General features: G+C 35.0%; 16 protein-coding genes. 8 read left to right on the top strand and 8 right to left on the bottom strand.

Annotated elements, in window-relative coordinates; genetic code table 11:
- Positions 1–141: 141 nt before the first annotated feature.
- The 5 genes from LV89_RS06370 to LV89_RS06390 all read right to left on the bottom strand — a co-directional run bounded on the left by LV89_RS06370 (position 142) and on the right by LV89_RS06390 (position 6,790).
- On the bottom strand, positions 142–2,490 hold the full coding sequence (locus tag LV89_RS06370) for a hypothetical protein (RefSeq protein WP_109742035.1): 2,349 nt from the start codon (positions 2,488–2,490) through the stop codon (positions 142–144).
- A gap of 82 nt (positions 2,491–2,572) precedes the next feature.
- Entirely contained in the window at positions 2,573–3,250 is a 678-nt protein-coding gene (locus LV89_RS06375) for a hypothetical protein (protein ID WP_109742036.1), read from the bottom strand.
- A gap of 519 nt (positions 3,251–3,769) precedes the next feature.
- Positions 3,770–4,297 (bottom strand): hypothetical protein, encoded by a 528-nt coding sequence (locus tag LV89_RS06380; RefSeq protein WP_109742037.1) that lies wholly within the window; start codon positions 4,295–4,297, stop codon positions 3,770–3,772.
- 128 nt (positions 4,298–4,425) lie between these two features.
- Positions 4,426–6,138: a GMC oxidoreductase gene (locus LV89_RS06385; protein ID WP_109742038.1), complete on the bottom strand. Its 1,713-nt coding sequence runs from the start codon at positions 6,136–6,138 to the stop codon at positions 4,426–4,428.
- 121 nt (positions 6,139–6,259) lie between these two features.
- Positions 6,260–6,790: a gluconate 2-dehydrogenase subunit 3 family protein gene (locus tag LV89_RS06390; protein WP_109742039.1), complete on the bottom strand. Its 531-nt coding sequence runs from the start codon at positions 6,788–6,790 to the stop codon at positions 6,260–6,262.
- A gap of 214 nt (positions 6,791–7,004) precedes the next feature.
- On the opposite strand from LV89_RS06390, the gene LV89_RS06395 reads away from it, so the two are divergent.
- Positions 7,005–8,516, top strand: a complete 1,512-nt coding sequence (locus tag LV89_RS06395; protein WP_109742040.1) for a serine hydrolase — start codon at positions 7,005–7,007, stop codon at positions 8,514–8,516.
- Positions 8,517–8,949: 433 nt separating this feature from the next.
- On the opposite strand, the gene LV89_RS06400 is transcribed toward LV89_RS06395, so the two are convergent.
- Positions 8,950–9,303, bottom strand: a complete 354-nt coding sequence (locus tag LV89_RS06400; protein ID WP_146199094.1) for a hypothetical protein — start codon at positions 9,301–9,303, stop codon at positions 8,950–8,952.
- A gap of 209 nt (positions 9,304–9,512) precedes the next feature.
- On the opposite strand from LV89_RS06400, the gene LV89_RS06405 reads away from it, so the two are divergent.
- Complete coding sequence (locus tag LV89_RS06405) at positions 9,513–11,603, top strand: bifunctional aldolase/short-chain dehydrogenase (protein WP_109742042.1); 2,091 nt, start codon at positions 9,513–9,515, stop codon at positions 11,601–11,603.
- Between the two features lie 22 nt (positions 11,604–11,625).
- Here the strand turns inward: LV89_RS06405 and LV89_RS25075 are convergent, their stop codons facing one another.
- Together LV89_RS25075 and LV89_RS06410 are read right to left on the bottom strand one after the other, a co-directional pair.
- Positions 11,626–11,790, bottom strand: a complete 165-nt coding sequence (locus LV89_RS25075; protein ID WP_158279528.1) for a hypothetical protein — start codon at positions 11,788–11,790, stop codon at positions 11,626–11,628.
- Positions 11,780–12,271, bottom strand: coding sequence for a DUF6934 family protein (locus tag LV89_RS06410; protein ID WP_109742043.1), 492 nt, complete (start codon positions 12,269–12,271; stop codon positions 11,780–11,782). Before LV89_RS06410 ends, LV89_RS25075 begins: the two co-directional genes overlap by 11 nt.
- Between LV89_RS06410 and rhaM the strand changes: the two genes are divergently transcribed.
- The 6 genes from rhaM to LV89_RS06440 all read left to right on the top strand — a co-directional run bounded on the left by rhaM (position 12,270) and on the right by LV89_RS06440 (position 19,882).
- Complete coding sequence (rhaM, locus tag LV89_RS06415) at positions 12,270–12,584, top strand: L-rhamnose mutarotase (protein WP_109742044.1); 315 nt, start codon at positions 12,270–12,272, stop codon at positions 12,582–12,584. The genes LV89_RS06410 and rhaM overlap by 2 nt on opposite strands.
- 47 nt (positions 12,585–12,631) lie before the next feature.
- Positions 12,632–13,906, top strand: a complete 1,275-nt coding sequence (locus LV89_RS06420; RefSeq protein WP_109742045.1) for a sugar isomerase — start codon at positions 12,632–12,634, stop codon at positions 13,904–13,906.
- Between the two features lie 17 nt (positions 13,907–13,923).
- Positions 13,924–15,294, top strand: a complete 1,371-nt coding sequence (locus tag LV89_RS06425; RefSeq protein ID WP_211321160.1) for an FGGY-family carbohydrate kinase — start codon at positions 13,924–13,926, stop codon at positions 15,292–15,294.
- 238 nt (positions 15,295–15,532) lie between these two features.
- On the top strand, positions 15,533–16,072 hold the full coding sequence (locus LV89_RS06430; protein WP_109742046.1) for an RBBP9/YdeN family alpha/beta hydrolase: 540 nt from the start codon (positions 15,533–15,535) through the stop codon (positions 16,070–16,072).
- A gap of 216 nt (positions 16,073–16,288) precedes the next feature.
- Entirely contained in the window at positions 16,289–18,157 is a 1,869-nt protein-coding gene (gene nuoL, locus LV89_RS06435) for an NADH-quinone oxidoreductase subunit L (protein ID WP_109742047.1), read from the top strand.
- Between the two features lie 69 nt (positions 18,158–18,226).
- On the top strand, positions 18,227–19,882 hold the full coding sequence (locus LV89_RS06440; RefSeq protein WP_109742048.1) for a complex I subunit 4 family protein: 1,656 nt from the start codon (positions 18,227–18,229) through the stop codon (positions 19,880–19,882).
- Positions 19,883–19,884 lie beyond the last annotated feature (2 nt).

Genomic DNA, 19,884 nt, shown 5'->3' on the forward strand with positions numbered 1-19,884 from the left:
TTTTGGAGAGGAAATAAGGCAAAAAATCCCCTTAGAGTTTTCTAAGAGGATTTTTTAATTTAGAAACCTATAAATTTTGTTTTTCCATTTTTTCACTACAAAGTCAGCAACTTGAGCAGTTAATCATATGTAAGAGATAAACTATCTCATGGCATTAGGTTTAACATATTTCTCTATGTATTTTCTTATACTGTCTTCTCTACTATAACGTAATGAATCTCGTTTATATGACTTATCGTAGGATGTATGTATTTTCTTCAGCGTATCAGAATAGGCTTCAACCACTTCTCCCTTATAACCTAAAATAACCTCTTGGTGTTTTTCTTTGTCTTTAGTTTGTTGGGAATCCGCAATACTTCTATAATATCCTGACAGTAACCCACATCCTAAAATTAAAGAAAGGAGAATCACATCAGAGAAACTATATTTATAATCTGTAAAAAAGCTTGTAAGTTGTTCAATTAGATTCTTTTTTTCTTTTCGAGTTTTCCCAGACCGTAGCATATCTAAATTAACAAGAATAGAATCTCTAATTAGCCATTTAAAAAATGCATTAAATAATAGCATACAAGCTGCAAAAGCAAACATTACCGCTAAACTCGCAGATAACGATTTATTCTCAAATGCTTTAACATTTGTCAAAACGAAGGTAGAAATCGTTATGAACATAGCAATTATTTGAACTGCTTTAAATTCATTTTCTTTTACTTTTTTCTCAAATTCTTCTTTTTTTCTATCTACACTATTTTCAGTTATAATTCTATGGATTTCAAATTGAGCTCTATTTTTGGTTGAACGCATTGTTACCATTCTATATTGACTTTCCGCATACCATTTTTCCTGTATTTTATCGAAATTATCTGGCAATACAAATGAAGAATCAATAAAAAGGTTTCTTTTAACACCCTCAGATTCATTTTCAATAGTACAACTTAGTAGTTCAAGATAAATAGGATTCCAATGTTTACTTTTGCACCATTTTAGATTTTTGTTAAATAGCCTAATAGCATCTTCATATAAACCGCTGATAAGAACAATTTTTGTTTCTATTTTTTTTATGGTTGCGGTTTCATTCTTTTCTTCCAGATTTTCTTTGTCAATTCCAAGACAAAAAATGTCTTCTCTTACACTTGCTGTAAAATTTCTAAAAAAATTGAGTAGTGTTTGGTAAGGGTGATAGTCGTAAATACCAGTATCGTCCTGTTTATCCTTAATTTTATTAAAAATATCCCTGATGAAATTAATATCATCAAGATTATCTTTACTCGCATCTGCCAAACAATTTTTAAACTTATCTACGGTTTCTTTTTTTAATAAAACTTTGATGTACGTATTGAATAATAAATTATAAGCAGAACTGTAAGTAAAGGACTGAAAATTATCTTCTATATTACTATTATTCCGAAAAGAATTTATTCGTTTTTTGATAGTATCTAATACTAATTCAATTTCTGCAAGGGCTTCATTGTGTGGCAACGACTCATCTTTTAATCTTTTCCGTAAATGACGACTCCATTTCCATACATCTTCACACGATGATAAAACAAATTCTTTATCACTTTGAAAATATATTCTATTTCCGTTTGCACCAAAAACTGTGTTTCGTTCAATGGGGCTTTTTTGATATGGTCTTTTTTTATAAACATAAAAATCAATACACTTTTCGTATAATTCAGTATATATGTTTGAAACATTATCATCTGATGAACTCTTATCTATCTTTTTGAGTTCATCCATTTCTGTAAGATTTAAATCATCTTCTTCACTGATTCTTAATCGTAATTCTACCTTCTTTTTTAGAAATATTATTTTGTCTAAGAGAATAGTTTTGAAGTGTTGATGTTTGAGATCCAAACTACTGCTTTCGTTAGCTCCTTCGTCTAAATATTTACTTATTCTTGTTAATTTATCAATTTGAAAGGCATTACATGCTAAATTTTCGTCCTCTTCCACAATTGCCATATTGAAATATAGCAATACGGTAAGGGCATTTAATTTTTTAATGTCAAGATTGTTGGCTGTTGCTTTACTTTCTTTAAACTCAGGTAAGCCTCTATTGATAAACTCTGGTAATGTAAAAGAAAATAGCCCATTATCTAAATCTTTTTTAACTTCTTTTCCAAGAATCCCACTTCTTAAATATTCTTTCCTTTTTTCAATAAATTCATCCTGTATTTTTTCTACAACCGCTATTAATGAAACATAATTAATTATTTTAATTGCATCGTTATCACTATCAATTGCCTTCGCTTCATTGGATTGTTCAATCTCCACTGGAGCAGTTTTTATCATTTCAGCCTGATTAATAGTTTTTATTTTATCAATGTTTAAAGAATCATTTTTAAAATAATAATCACCGCTCAAAATCAAATCATTTAGATAAACCAATATTTCTATAAATAAAGGGTGATAATCGTCTGATGAAGCCTCTAATTGTGAAATTTTATTATTGAGAGTCTTTATGGGATTATTAGTTACTACAATTGACATAGCTAAAAATGATTATAGTAGATACAAAAAAAGCTCCCTGATAAGGAGCTAATATTCAAATTTAGTAAAAAATCGTAATCTGTCAAAGCGAAGTTAGTTCTTTGTTAGAAATCTTATTCTTATGTTCATTATATTTTTTCTTAAAATCATTTAGACCATAATTAAAAAATCGTCTTCCGTCTGCTATATCCAGAGATTTTCTCGCAGATTTTAGGGCATCAATGAGCGAAGAATATTTATTATCCGAAGTTGTATCATCTTTTTCAATATAAACATCTTCAAACTTCAAGTCAGTCTTTAAATCGATAGGTTCAGATTCAATCAGCGATTCTATATTCGCTATACTTGAAGACTTTACATAAAATTGTCCATCTCGTGCAATGAAATACTTGCTTATATTATCTCTTATATTATCTCTTACAGCAGAATGAAAAACACGAAGCATAATGTTTTCAGAATATAACCCAAAAGGAAATTCTTTAATTGGACTTAGTGTTTTGAATAAATTTTTTGAGTGTCCATTAGCAGTCGAGAAATATAATGGATAAAAAAGAATCCCAATTGGATTAAATTTTGGCACTAAATACTCACCCTCAGCTCCCATGGAAGAGGATAAAGAAAGATTATTTTTCTCTAAAAACCAATCAATCGTTAAGTATAACAAATAATCATTCGTTGCATCTTTAATTAAATCAATTGATTCTGATGACAACGTTAATAATATTCCTTTTCTATCGTAATATGTTTGATTATTATTCATCGTTATTTTAAAATGGGAGTGCAAAATTAACTAAAATTTGATTAAAATCAGAACTTTAGGCTAATTTTTACACGAGTGGACATAAAATATTTTTCCATAGAGGAGCTCATAGATAAATACATAGCTATCAATGAATTACGCTAAATTACTTAACCATTAAATAGATAATTTAAACAAATTCTATGGACAATGATTGTGTAGCAAAAACTGTGCTACTTACAGAAGGTTTTACGGGGAAGGTGGATGTTGAAAAGAGATTAAAAATAAGTGAGTAAGTTTTAGTTTTAGAGTTATAAATGACTTTGGTGAACTCAACGGAGGATTCCACCTCAGTTGTTCATTTGCTTCGTAAGAGAATGTATTAGAATACATAGTTCATGATTAAAGGATTAGGAAATAATTATGATTAGAAACATTATGAAAAACACTATCAAATTTAGTGTTTTTAAATTAAAAATCAAATAAAATTGCACTTTTTGAATATAAATTTGTACATAAAATAGTACATAATACTCAATTCTATATTATATTTTGAGTATTATCTATCATATTATTAAGGCTATCCAAAATTCGTTTTACAACATCTCTATATTCATAACTTGTATCGTTATTTGTATTTTGTAATAACGGTTGCATCTTGTTAAATGTACTTAATGCGAGATGTTTATTCGCAAGTGATTCGCCAATTTTATTTAGTTTGTATATAAAAGAAGCAAGAATACTGAGTACGACAATTATTAATGAAGTAATTATGATTAATGGTATTTCTAAGTCTGGGCTTAGTATTGATATTTTATTTACTATTTTGTACAATACATATATACCAGACCCAAATATGCATAATCCTATTATACCACAAACTATAATTTGATTTGATATTACTTTCCTTTGATTTGTAACCTCTGTAAGTGCATTTTGCAAATTTATGCTATTATATATACTGAGAGTGGGCATTCTGCTTTTAAAATGCTCTAAGCCTTCAATAATATTCATTATTTTCTGATTATCGATTTCAATTTCTTCAGGAGATTGGAGAAGAGCACTCATATTTGAAAAATTTTAGATATTTTAATACAAGATAGGAAAAATAGAGATTCATACTATAAAAACTTAATAATTATAAAAAAATCCCCTCAGAAAACTCCAAGGGGATTTTTTATGAGATTTTGTTTATCCTACAAATTCTGTTTCTTCAACTCTTTCACCGCAAAATCTGCTGCACGAGCCGTCAATGCCATATAAGTTAATGATGGATTCACGCATGATGCCGAAGTCATACAAGCACCATCGGTCATGAATACGTTTTTCGCAGCGTGTACTTGGTTGTTGCCATTCACTACTGATGTTTTAGGGTCACGTCCCATACGAGCCGTTCCCATTTCGTGAATTGCCATTCCTAAATACGAACCGTTGTCATATCCTCTTACGTTTTTCAAGCCTGATGCTTCCAACATTTCTTTGGCATCATTTTGCATATCAATACGCATTTTCTTTTCGTTTTCTCTCAATTCTGCATCAAATACCACGATTGGCATTCCCCACTTATCTTTTTCAGTTTTGTGAAGATACATACGGTTTTCGTAGTAAGGTAGAGTTTCTCCAAAACCACCAAAACCCATTGTCCAAGCTCCTGGTTCTGTTACTTCGTTTTTGTAGTCAGCACCGAAACTCAATTCTGCAATATTACGTTGCCAGCCCTGACGGCTACCGCCACCCTGATAACCAAATCCACGTAAATAATCACGTTTATCATTACCAATATTTCTGTAACGTGGCACATAAATACCGTTTGCACGACGACCAGAATAATATTTATCCAAATCTCCTTCCCAAACGCCTGATGCACCTGTACGGAAGTGGTGGTCCATTAAGTTATGTCCTAATTGCTCAGAATCGTTACCAAATCCATTCGGGAAACGGTGTGATGTTGAGTTCAACAACAATGCCGTAGAACCTAATGCACTACCACAAACGAAAATGATTTTGGCAAAATACTCACGGTCTTGCATCGTTACGGCATCACGCACACGTACACCCGTAGCTTTTTGTTTTTTCTCGTCGTACAAAATTTCTGTTACTACCGAATCAGGTCTTAACGTCAATCTTCCTGTTTTAGCTGCGTAAGGTAATGTACAAGATTGGGTACTGAAATATGCTCCATAAGGACAACCCAATGAACATTTATTACGGTATTGACAAGCTCCACGACCAACGTCTGTTTGTGCTTTTTGAGCAGCAGAAAGGTTAGCAACACGTCCCATTGTTAAATTACGTCCAGGGAAATTTTTCTCCATACGTTGTTTAACTTCTTTCTCAACACAATACATTTCCATTGCTGGTAAAAACTCGCCGTCTGGTAATTGTGGCAATCCTAATTTTTCACCAGAAATACCGACAATTTTCTCTACGTAAGAATACCACGGAGAAATATCTTTATAACGAATTGGCCAGTCGATAGCGATACCATCTTTAAGGTTTGCTTCAAAGTCAATATCACTCAAACGATACGACTGACGACCCCACATGATAGATTTCCCTCCCACGATGTTTGGACGATACCAGTCGAAACGTTTATCTTCTTTATACAAAGAGTCAGTATCTTTCATCCAATATTTTTCCGTCATTTCGTTGTACGGATAATCACGAGCCAATTTTGGGTGAGTTTCTTTTTGTTCAATCGTCAAACGACCATTGTATTTCATTTCCCAAGGGTCTTTCATGGCGTTTTCATAGCCTGTTACGTGTTCGAGTTGCTTTCCTTTTTCGAGCATTAAAACACGTAAACCCTTTTCAGTTAATTCTTTGGCAGCAAAACCACCTGATATACCCGAGCCAATCACGATGGCATCATAAGTCATTGCCTTTACGGCATCTATATTTAAGTTCATTTTCTTAAGTTATAAATTATGAGATATGAATTATGAGTTGTGAGTTTAAATTATATATGAATATAGCCAAGTAACAAGGCGAACAGTAATTCATAATTTATAACTCATAATTCATCATTATTTAAAGAGCCCACGCTTTTTGTTTTGGTTTCAAAGGAATACAACCTTCAAATTTTCCTGGAATTGGTAAATATGCTAAAGCTTTTGTTGCTCCAATTTCAGAAGTAAAATATCCTGTAACTGTTAATTCTTTCATTCTCAAGAAGAAAGGTTTGTCTTCCGTTGTTGAAAGTTTTACCATTTCATTTTTCTGAGCAGTATCTAAAGCGATAAAACCTTTCCCAAATTTTGTTTGGCTATCAGCGTCTAATTTTGCCAAACCTGCATAAAACTTATCTTGGTCTTCTTTTTTGTAACAATCACGCATTACACGCACGATAAATTTTTCAACGCCAGCTGCTTTTGCTCCTGGAGTATCAGTAGTTGGAATGATAATATCGGCAACTTCTGCCAAAAGTGCTTCTTGTTCGGCTGTAACGGCTACACTTGTACCAGTATTTGTTACCTGCCCCATTACGCCCGCCATTAGTGGGGCTGCGAGTACCCCTCCCATCATGAGGGCAACTCTTTGTACGGCTTCTCTACGATTCATGTTTTGTCTTGAAAAGATGTTAAAATTCCTTGGTTCAAAAGTAAATTATATTTGTTAAATATTCCGTATGTTTTGTAGGTTTTCAAGAAAGAATTTTACTAAATCATGCTTCTTAAACTAACTTTGTGATATTAATAGAATGGTTAAAAGCTGTTATCTTAATAAATTTTCACCTAATGCTATTATTAAACCCATATCATAACAATAAGTTTTTATGAAATTAAAACTACTACTTTTTGCTATTTTCTTACTTACATTCAATTCCAATTTTGCCCAAAGAAAAGGGACTCCAACCCAAGCGGATACACTCAATAATATTAACAATTTTGTGTTACAAATGATGACGGAATGGAAAATTCCAGCCACTTCAATTACCATCGTAAAAGACGGAAAACCTTATTATACTTTTGCTTTTGGTTTGAAAAACACGCAGAAAAATCAACCCAATACCGTCAATACTTTATTCCCAATTGCTTCGTGTACTAAGTCTTTTACGGCAACAGCATTGGCAATTTTAGCGGATGAAGGAAAATTGGATTGGAACAAACCTATCAAAGAATATATGCCCGATTTTCAGTTGTACGATGACGAAGCAACCAAAAACATAACGGCACGGGACATACTTTCGCATAGAACAGGCTTACCACGCCATGATTTTGTTTGGCTTTTTGCGAATAATGACAGAGAAACCATCTTCAAAAATCTAAAATATCTAAAACCTTCAAAGCCTTTATACGCTCAATATCAATACAATAACCTCATGTACATGGTGGCGGGCGTGTTGGTTGAACGCATTTCTGGGAAAACTTGGGAGTCGTTTATTAAGGAAAAAATCTTAATTCCTTTAGAAATGAAAAATACCGTTTTGACTTATCCAGAAATGTTTAGAAGTCCAGATTATGCGATGTCGTATAAATTAGAAAATGACCAATTAATTGAAGCAGGTTTTGGGAGTAATGTGGATGCCATTGGCTCGGCGGGTTCAATAAAATCAACGGCTACCGACATGACAAATTGGCTTTTGATGCAATTGAAAAACGGGAAATTTAACGATAAACAGATTGTATCCGAAAAGAATCTTCGTGAAAATCATACGCCAATCCAAGTAGTATATCCAGCCGAAGCGAAGTACCCCGAATTAGGTTTTTCTTCTTACGGGATGGGTTGGAATATGAATGTTTATCGTGGAAATCAACGTCGCCAACACAATGGTTCAATTGAAGGTTTTCGCTCGCAAATGACCGTTTTTCCGAACAATAATTTAGGTATTTTCATCACTACTAATACAGGTGCGGTAGATTATAATTTTGTTAATATCATCACCAATTATATTTCGGATAATTTATTGAATCTGAATACCATAGACTGGAATTCTCGTTTGAAAAAAGACCGTGATGATGCCAAATTTGAGGAAGAAAAGAAGAAGAAAGAATATAATGCCAGTAGAAAAATGGGGGCAATGATGTCGCACCCAATTGATTATTATGCGGGCGTTTACGAGCATCCTGCGTATGGAACATTACAAATTTTCAAGACGGATAAAGGTTTACGAGCATTTTATCACAACAAACAAGTTGAACTGACTCATTTTCACTATGATTATTTTGAAGGAACAGATTTCTTAGATGGTATTACGTTTAGTTTCCAGACTAACCCCAAAGGAGATATTGATAAAATTATAGCCACCTTCCCAAATGCGGGAGATGTGGAATTTAAGCGAAAATAAATTGTTAGATGATAGAGGTTAGAGAACAGATGATCTCTCTGTCTGGTTCAAGCGTCCTCGCTTGAACCCTTGTAATTAACGATTCCTCTCTCTCTGTCTGGTTCAAGCGTCCTCGCTTGAACCCTTGTAATTACCTCTCTGGTTCAAGCGTCCTCGCTTGAACCCTTGTATTTACCTTTCTGGTTCAAGCGTCCTCGCTTGAACCCCTGTAATGAACTAATCCTTGCCCCTTTCCATTGCATACGCACGAGTGGTTCAAGCGAGGACACTTGAACCAGACAGAGTTTGAACCCTTGTAATTAACTAATCCTTGCCCCTTTCCATTGCATACGCACGAGTGGTTCAAGCGTGGACGCTTGAACCAGAAAGAAGGACACTTGAACCAGAAAGAAATCCGTGTCTAATCCGTTCAATCCGTGTTCCATCACATCTATTAAATTTTCTTCCTCCGAAAAATATGTAAAATATACGTTTTCCCATCTTTGGTTTCTTCGTAATTATCAACCAATTCCCAACCGTTGCGGTCGAGTAGGTTAAAAACTTCTACCTTACTTTTAAAAAACATAGATTTTTTATTAGCATCGGTAATTTCCTGTTCTCGTTCCGACGTTCCTTGTCCATAATCTAAGAAAGCCGAAAGGCGAGTTGCCATCCAAGTTTTTTGAGCTTTTACCGTGATATAATTAACATTTTTGAGCGTTGCCAAACTTTGTCCATTCACAAAAATTTGTTGTGCTTTTGTTTGGTAGCAAATTACCAATAATAGTATAATAAGTCCTTTTTTCATGGTTTGATTGAGTTTGCATACAAGGTAAGGTTTTATCAAGTCTTTCGCAAAGACAGTTCCAAATTTCGGAGCCTGTACCACAAGAAAACTTATCGTAAACAGTGCGTTTTTTTCATAGGAAAGATTCCCATAATATTCCCACATGATAGTACAGGACGGTTAAAATTGGGCATAATTATAGTTTTGTATCAATTCAATTATAGAAAATCATGAAAACCTACAAACACGTCTCTTACCTTTGGGACGAAGCCAAAGCGGCCGAATTAGCGGGCGACGAAGTGGCATTATTTATCTATCGCTCTAACTTATTAGGGGCAGATTTAAGATTGACAAATTACGGCGGAGGCAACACTTCCGTGAAAATTATAGACAAAGACCCACTCACGGGAAACAACGTTGATGTGATGTGGATTAAAGGCTCTGGTGGCGATATTGGTACTTTAACCAAATCGGGCTGTGCTGCTTTGTACATGGAAAGGCTTTTGGCTTTAGAGAATGTTTATGAAGGCATCGAAAAAGAAGATAAAATGGTGGAATTATTCAACCACTGTATCTTTGATTTGGCGTCAAAAGCTCCTTCTATTGACACGCCTTTGCACGGATTTCTTCCATTCCAACACATTGACCACCTTCACCCTGATGCAGCTATTGCTATTGCAGCAGCAAAAGACGGTGCAAAAATCACGGAAGAATTATTTAACGGAGAAATCGGTTGGGTAGGCTGGCAACGTCCAGGTTTCGACTTAGGCTTACAATTACGTTCTTGCCTTAACGAAGCGGCTGCAAAAGGTATCAAATTAAAAGGTATCATGTTGGGTTCTCACGGACTTTTCACTTGGGGAGATACTGCTTACGACAGTTATATCAACACGCTTGATGTAATTGAAAAATGTGCTGAATATTTAGAATCTAATTACAAAAATGTTTTTGGAGGACAAAAAATTGACTCTCTTTCTGTGGAAGATAGAACACAAAAAGCAGCAAGCATTGCTCCAACGTTGAGAGGATATTGTTCATCAGAACGTAAAATGATTGGTCACTTTACAGATGATGCACGTGTTTTAGAATTCATCAATTCTAACGACTTAGCAAAACTTGCTCCACTCGGAACATCTTGTCCTGACCACTTCTTGCGTACTAAAATCGCTCCTTTGGTTTTAGACCCAGCACAAGTTGGAGATTCAGCATATTTGGATAGCGTTTTTGCTGAATACAGAGAAGGTTATAAGGCTTATTATGAAGCTTGTAAAAAATCAAATTCTCCTGCCATGCGTGACCCTAACCCAGTGGTAATTTTATACCCAGGCGTTGGTATGTTCACGTTTGCAAAAGATAAGACAATGGCACGTTTGGCTTCTGAATATTACATTAATGCCATCAATGTAATGAAAGGAGCTGAAGCCATTTCTGAATACACATCTTTACCTCACCAAGAGGCATTCGATATTGAATATTGGTTGTTGGAAGAAGCAAAATTACAACGTATGCCTAAACCAAAAGCTCTTTCAGGAAGAATTGCAATGGTAACAGGTTCAGCGGGTGGAATTGGAAAAGCAATTGCCAAGAAATTCGCAGAAGAAGGTGCTTGTGTAATTTTAAATGACATTAATGAAGAACGTTTAGCAGGTGCAAAAGAAGAATTTATCAAGAAATTTGGTAAAGATTCAGTTGCTACAACTTTGTTGAACGTAACTGATAATGCAAGTATTGCTTCTGCTATGGATGCCGCTTCTTTGGCATTCGGAGGAGTAGATATTATTGTAAACAATGCAGGAATTAGTACCTCAAAACCAATTGAAAGCCATACACTTGAAGATTGGGATAAATTGTACGACATCTTGGTAAAAGGACAATTCTTCGTAACACAAGCTGCCGTAGCAGTAATGCGTAAGCAAGGAATTGGCGGAGACGTTGTGAATATTGTAAGTAAAAATGCTTTGGTTTCTGGTCCAAATAACGCAGGTTATGGTTCAGCAAAAGCGGCTCAATTGCACCTTTCAAGACTGAATGCTGCTGAATTGGGTGGTGATAAAATCAGAGTAAATACTGTAAACCCAGATGCTGTAATTGCTGACTCAAATATTTGGGCAGGCGGTTGGGCTGAAGGACGTGCAAAAGCTTACGGAATAACCGTTGAAGAATTGCCAGCATATTACGCAAAAAGAACGTTATTGAACGAAGCGATTTTACCAGACGATATTGCTAATGCTTGTTTTGCCTTTGTAGGTGGACTTTTAGGAAAATCAACAGGAAACGTATTGAACGTTGACGGTGGTGTGGCGATGGCTTTTGTGAGATAAAAATAAAAAGGTTTTCCAAATATCATTTCGGAAAACCTTTTACTTTACTTGTGATAACACGAAGCTCTTCTCTCATTCTAATTACGTCGGGAGAGTTTAAGGCTTTTTCATATTTACCGCTTAATGATGGGTCAAGCGTGAAATTTGAACGGTCTAACTGGAATAAAGATTTGATTTTAGTTTCCATGTTTTTTTGAAATTAAATATGCAAAATAGTGCTTATTTGGACTAAATAACTCTTTTTCTAAATCGAATGTTAGTCCTTCAATAATATATGAATCATCAAGGCTGGCAAAGAGCTTTGAAATTGTAGCCCTGTAAAGTCTGGTACGTGATTGTGTACTTCCTGTAAAAATAACAGAAAATTGTGGATTTAGTTCAAGGAAATACATTAAGGTTTGAATTACAGTTGCTAAGACTACTTTCATATCCTTATTATTACTTTTATCAACTGTATCAATTCTATTGTCAGGTAAAAGATTTCCAAAAACTAATTGATAAGTGTCAGGCAAAACATCTGGCATTTCATCGAACAAAGTATAAAATACAACTTTCCTAATTATTTTATTTTCGCTTACACTATCAAATTCGTACCAATATTCATCTGGTGCAAAATAAATTGGATATACTGGTTTTTCCATAAACAAAAATAATAAAATTTCAATCATGCCCAAAGTATCCTTTAAAATGCAACTCCATCGAGGTCAGGCAGACGAATATAAACGTCGGCATGATGAATTGTGGCCCGAACTCACGGAATTGTTAAAAACCACTGGCGTTCAAGATTATTCTATCTTTTTAGATGAAGAAACTTACGCTTTATTTGGTGTACTCACCATCGAAAATCCTGCTGCTTTGGACGAACTTCCCAAGCATCCAGTGATGCAACGTTGGTGGGCATACATGGGCGACATCATGGACTCAAATCCTGACAATTCCCCTGTCAGTATTCCATTAAAAGAGGTATTTTATTTAGCTTAAAACGTTGGCTGTCAGCTATCAGCTTTCGGCTAAAAACTAACAAAAAAATGCAAATCTCAAAATCTTTCATAGAACAATATAACGACGATAATCTAAAAGCTCACCAACGTAAATTAGATTTCAGCACTTCTGAAATTGAAAATAGTGAGGCAATTATCAAACAATTAGTTGATTTCCAAATTGCCATTCCTTCATGGGCTTTGGGTACGGGCGGAACTCGTTTTGGTCGCTTCCCTGGTGGCGGAGAACCTCGTTCATTGGAAGAAAAAATTGAAGATGTTGGTTTATTACACGCTTTAAACCAAGCATCAGGAGCAATTTCTTTACACATTCCTTGGGATATACCAACTGACGCAAATGCTATCAGAAATTTGGCAGCTCAACACGGTTTGAAATTTGACGCTGTAAACTCAAATACTTTCCAAGACCAAGCCGACCAAGCGTTAAGCTATAAATTTGGTTCTTTACAAAATGTTAATAAAGCTATCCGCAAACAAGCGGTTGACCACAACATTGAAGTTATCAAACATGGTATCGAATTAGGCTCAGACTCATTAACAGTTTGGTTGTCAGACGGTTCTTGTTTTCCAGGTCAATTAAATTTCAGAAAAGCATTCCAAAATACATTAGAAGGTTTGCAAGAAATTTATGCAGCTTTACCTTCAAATTGGAAAATGTTTGTTGAATATAAATGTGCAGAACCAAACTTCTACTCAACAACAGTTGGAGACTGGGGACAATCACTTTTATACGCAAGCAAATTAGGCGAGAAAGCTTATACATTAGTTGATTTAGGACACCATTTACCAAATGCCAATATTGAACAAATCGTTTCTTTATTGTTGATGGAAGGTAAATTAGGAGGTTTCCACTTCAACGACTCTAAATATGGTGATGACGATTTAACGGCAGGTGCATTAAAACCTTACCAATTATTCTTGATTTTCAATGAATTAGTGGAAGGAATGAACGCAAGAAATATGAATCATGCCAAAGATTTAGGTTGGATGATTGACGCATCGCACAATGTGAAAGACCCATTAGAAGACCTTTTACAATCTGTTGAGGCTATCATGATGGCGTATGCACAAGCTCTTTCTGTGGACAGACAAGCTTTGGAAATTGCTCAGAATGAAAACGATACAGTTCGTTGTCAAGAGATTTTACAAAATGCTTTCCGTACAGATGTTAGAGCATTGGTGGCAGAAGCAAGCTTACGTGCGGGTGGTGCATTAAACCCAATCGGATTATTTAGAAATCTGAAAGTTAGAGAAAATCTAATCAAAGAAAGAGGTTTCAAAACGATTGCTACGGGATTGTAAAATCCTTTGTTTATAAAATGAAAATTCCCGTATGTGCCATTTTTGACATTGGCAAAACCAATAAAAAATTATTCTTTTTCAACGAAAATTACGAGATAGTTTTCGAGAAATCAATGCAATTTACTGAAACCCAAGATGAAGACGGCGACCCTTGCGAAGATGTCGATTTGTTAAAATCTTGGGTTACATCTTCATTCAAGGAAGTTGCAGAACTTGAGCAATATGAAATAAAAGCACTCAACTTCTCTACTTATGGAGCAAGTTTTGTGCATCTTAATTCAGAAGGAGAAGTTATTGCCCCACTTTATAATTACCTAAAACCATATTCAGAGACGCTCCAAAAGCAGTTTTATGATACTTATGGTGGAGAATTACGCTTTGCACAACAAACGGCATCTCCAGTTTTAGGAAATCTTAATTCGGGTATGGTTTTATATCGTTTGAAATACGAAAAACCAGCTTTATACGCTCAAATTCACCATTCTTTGCATTTACCACAGTTTTTGCATTTCCTTTTTACAGGTAAATATTTTAGCGATATTACCAGTATTGGCTGTCATACCAATTTGTGGGATTTTGAAAAAAATCAATATCACGAATGGCTTGAAAAAGAAGAAATCTTAGAAAAATTAGCCCCGATTGATTCTAAAACACAAACCATTACTTCAAATCATGCTTTGCAAGTAGGAACAGGTTTACATGATAGTTCATCTGCCCTGATTCCATATTTGGAAACTTTCAAAGAACCTTTCGTTTTGATTTCGACGGGAACTTGGTGTATTAGCTTAAATCCATTCAATCATATTCCACTCACCACAGAGGAATTACAGTACGATTGTCTCGCTTATATGCAATACACAGGAAAACCCGTGAAGGCTTCACGTTTATTTGCAGGAAATGAACATGAGCAACAAACAAAGCGATTAGCTCCGCATTTTGAGAAACCGAACGATTATTTCAAAACGGTAAAATATCAAGTTGAATTAATTGAAAAATTACAACATGAGAATCTTAATACGGGAGAATCGCTCAGAGGTGCAAGAAGACCTCCAATGCAAGAATCTTTGTTTGGACAACGTGATTTGAGTGTTTTTGAGACTTACGAAGAAGCTTATCACCAATTAATTTTAGACATTGTTTCTCAACAATTGCTTTCAACAGAATTGGTTTTGCATAATGCTCCAGTCAATAAATTATTTGTTGATGGTGGTTTTGGAAAGAATGAAATTTTCATGAATTTGTTGGCAAAAGCATTCCCAGAAATGGAAGTTTATGCGGCTTCTGTCGCTCAGGCAACTTCTTTGGGAGCGGCTCTATCAATTCATCAAGATTGGAACACAAAGGCTTTACCGCAAAATCTTATTGAATTGAAACATTTTGTGGTGTAGGAGTTTACTTTAACGAAGACATCCATTTTCAAAAGAAAACCCTCCTTATAGAAATTCTATGAGGAGGGTTTTTTCTCTTTTGTAGCGATTAAAATAAAAAAGTGATTAAACGAAGTTGGGGGCGTTTAATCACTTTGCTCTGTTAAATTCACAATTCAATCACTAAATTTGTGAAATCGTTTACAAATATAGTAATAAATACTTACAAAACAAACTAAGTAAATTTACTTAAAAAATTATGTACACTTTCAACTCTCAAATTCTTATCCTTCCCGGACTTGGCGATTCAGGTGAAAAACATTGGCAAACGGCTTGGGAACAGCTTTTTCCGTCATTTATTCGAGTAAATCAAGTCGATTGGGAAACGCCTATTTGTGAAGATTGGATAAAGAATATTGAAAAAAAAATTCAAAAAATTGGTGCAGAGAATGTTATTTTAGTGGGTCATAGCTTAGCTTGTTCAACAATTGGATACTGGTTTGCAAAATATAAAACATCTATTAAAGGTGCTTTATTAGTAGCACCAAGCGATACTGAAGCTGATTCTTACCCAAGTGGCACAACAGGTTTTTCGCCAATGCCAACTGCTCCCCTACCCTTCAAAACCATTACAGTAACGTCTGACGACGATTTTTATGTTTCACTTGAACGAGCAGAATTCTTCGCTGAAAAATGGAATAGTAAATTGGTTGTTCTCAATAATTTAGGACATATCAACGGCGATTCTAATTTGGGTAATTGGGATTTTGGTTTGTCGCTTTTGAAAGAATTGGATTAAAATATAGACCTCAGTTTTTGTTTTCAGCATAATAGCTCCGAACTACTTGTAAAATATTACTCCATAATTTTAATAGACTTTATCAATTATCCATGAGTACGAATTGCATTTTCAGTCGTATCTTTACACCAAAATTGAACTTTTATAAGAAATCTCTTCGTATTTAAGGATTTTTTATAGAAAGTTTAAAATAACATTTCAACTATTCTCTAAAAAATGCCCATCATTTGGTTTATATTATTTACTCCGCTTCTTGGCTTTATTTTGCCAATGATTTTGGGTAAAAAAAATAATACATTAGCAGGTTGGATAACTGTCGGACTGACGGGCTTGAATCTTGCTTTTTCAGCCTACTTCCTTCTTCAAAACCTTCATAATCCTCAAAATCATCTTGTTTTTGATTGGTTTTCTATCAACGATAAAGCCTACAAATTTGGTTTCTTGTTTGATTCACTAACTTTAATGATGTTGGTTTTAGTGAACTTCATTGCTCTTTTAGTGGAAATTTTCTCGCTTGAATATATGCACGACGAACCCGACCAATACCGCTATTTTGGTTTTTTGAGTCTTTTTGTATTTTCGATGTTAGGCATTGTTTTGACGGATAATTTATTTGTGATGTATGCCTTTTGGGAATTGGTGGGTTTGAGTTCTTATTTACTGATTGGATTTTGGTATAAAAAACCAGAAGCCGTCCAAGCCTCTAAAAAAGCCTTTTTGATGAACAGAATTGGCGATGCAGGCTTTTTGATTGGGATTTTTGCGGTGTATTTTTATAATAATCAATCACTTGATTTAACAACTTTATCACAAAGTCAATTACCAACGATTTATTGTATTTTACTTTTTTGTGGTTGTATTGGTAAGTCAGCACAGTTTCCTTTGCATACGTGGCTACCCGATGCGATGGAAGGACCAACACCAGTTTCGGCTCTCATTCACGCCGCTACGATGGTGGTTGCAGGGATTTATTTGTTCATTCGTGTTCAGCCCATGTTTAGCGTTGATGCTCTAACTATCATTGCTGGTATTGGGGCAATAACTATGCTTTTAGGCTCTGTTTATGCCATTTTCCAAACAGATATTAAAAAGACTTTGGCTTATTCTACGGTTTCGCAATTGGGGTTAATGGTTTTAGGACTTGGAACCGATTTTTCAACTTTTCACTTATTAACCCACGCATTTTTCAAAGCGGGACTTTTTCTATCCGCAGGAGCAATTATTCATGCCTTACACCATGCAGGACACGATTTTGATGCCCAAGATATGCGTTTAATGGGTGGATTGAGAAAGCGAATACCCTTTACTTTTATCTGTTATTTGGTATGTTCGATGGCATTGATGGGTTTACCTTTGTTTTCGGGTTTTCTATCCAAAGACGGTATTCTGAGCCTTTGGTTTGATGAACACAATCCTATTATTTTCAGACAGTTATTTTTGGGAGCAATTCTTTTAGGCATAATTCTAACCGCCTTTTACATGACTCGTCAAGTTTGGATGGTTTTCTTTGGAGAATTTAGAAATGAAAATGTAAATCCTGACAACATTCATGAAGGCTCTTGGAAAATAAAAATGCCAATTGGTATTTTAACTATTTTTTCCACAGGTTTTGTATTTAGTCTCAATCCTCTAAGTGCCGAACATGGTTGGTTTATCAGTTTTATGAATAGTGACAAAATCGAAGAAAATCATTTAGTAGCTATTGTTTCAACCATATTTGCCTTAATCGGAGTTACGACGGGATATTTAACTCGAAATAAAACATTCTCAGGTTTACCAACTTTTGATGCTTTTTACCAAAAACTATTTGTGAATCCTACGGTTAAATTATCAAGTTATTTACAAATTTTCGACCAACAGTTTGTAGATGCTATTGTGAATTTCTTGGCTAATTTACAGGTACATATCGCCAAACTTATCGGTTGGTTTGATGCTAAAATTATTGACGGAGTTCCAAATGGTTTGGCTTATTCTTCTGGAATTGTTGGGCGAATTACTCGTTCAGCACAAGGCGGAAAAGTGCAACTGTACATTGGCATCGCCTTTTTAGGCTTAATTGGTTTAGTTCTTTTTATTGTTCTTTAATCCGTAACACAGACTTCAGTCTGTCTATATGACGAACAGACTGAAGTCTGTGTTACGCATATTTCAAAAATGTCAATTTTATCATTACTCATATTTTTACCCATCGTTGCATCGCTTGTTTTGGCTTTCACGCCTGAGCGTTTTGTTCCTTATTTCAAATGGGTCACACTAATTGTTACGGGTGTAGAATTAGGTCTATGTACTTTTGTATATTTACAATTCGACAAACAAGTAGCTGATTATCAATTCCTTGAACAATACGATTGGATTACCTTGCCACTTGGCAACTTAGGCGTTGGCTCAATAGATTATCTTTTGGGTGTGGACGGTATCAGTATGCCCATGGTTTTATTAACAGGTATCGTGATGTTTATTGGAGCGATTTCTTCTTTCGAAATTGGTACCAAAGAACGTGGTTATTATTCACTTTATTTACTTTTAACGGGGTCTATCATCGGGTGTTTCATTGCTTTAGATATGTTTTTATTTTATCTATTCTTTGAATTTATGCTTTTACCGATGTACTTCCTGATTGGGCTTTGGGGAGGTCCACGTAGAGAATATGCTTCAATTAAGTTCTTTATTTATACATTGGTTGGTTCGATTTTTATCTTAATTGTAATGATTGGACTTTACCTTTCAGTAATTGACCCTGTGGAAACGGCAGTACAAATGGGATTAATTAATTCAGCTTCAGACGTTACGCCACAAATTATTACCCAAATTCAGAGTTTATTAGCGGAAGGAGAATTACCTGCTCAGCAAATTGTTCATACTTTTGACCTCCGTTTTATGCCCGACCAAGGCAATTATGTTTCGGGTTCATGGTTAAATGTTTTCTCTGAAAATCATATTGGAGGTCTTTCTTTCCGAGCTTTGTCTTTCATTTTCTTAATGATAGGTTTTGGGATAAAATTACCAGCCGTGCCTGTACATACATGGTTGCCAGATGCACACGTAGAAGCTCCAACGCCTGTTTCTGTGGTTTTAGCAGGGATTTTATTGAAAATTGGAGGTTATGGATTTTTGAGGATTGCTTATCCAATTTTCCCAGAGATTGCTCATGAATATGCCGTTTGGATAGTTGGCTTTGGTGTATTATCAATCATTTATGGAGCATTCAATGCTTTGGCGATGAACGACTTAAAGAAAATGATTGCCTATTCTTCGGTTTCGCACATGGGCTTTATTTTAGTAGGAATTGGCTCATTAACCAGCGAAGGATTTAACGGAGCAGTTTATCAAATGTTCTCTCATGGAATTTTATCGGCAATGTTGTTTTTATTGGTCGGTGTTTTGTACTCAAGAACACACGACCGCCGAATAGATTCTTATCAAGGTTTAGCCAGTAAATTACCCTTATTCACAGCCATGACGGCAATTGCATTCTTTGCCTCATTGGGTCTGCCTGCATTTTCAGGATTTATTGGTGAGATTTTCACATTGATGGGCGGATTCAATAGTACATTGATTCCGAGATGGTTAGCCGCTTTAGCTGCCTTTGGTTTGGTGCTTGGAGCAGCCTACTTTTTATGGACTTTGCAAAGAATGTTCTTTGGTAATTTTTGGGTAAGATACACGGAAGAATCTCTATCAGATTTATCATTCCGTGAAAAAATTATGCTTTATCCGTTGGCACTTATGGCATTGATTTTCGGAATCTTCCCAAATCTGATTTTTGATGTTACACATCAATCATTATCCGAATTACTGAAATTATTTTAGGA

The sequence above is a fragment of the Arcicella aurantiaca genome (assembly GCF_003148625.1).
GTDB classification, from domain to species: Bacteria; Bacteroidota; Bacteroidia; order Cytophagales; family Spirosomataceae; genus Arcicella; species Arcicella aurantiaca.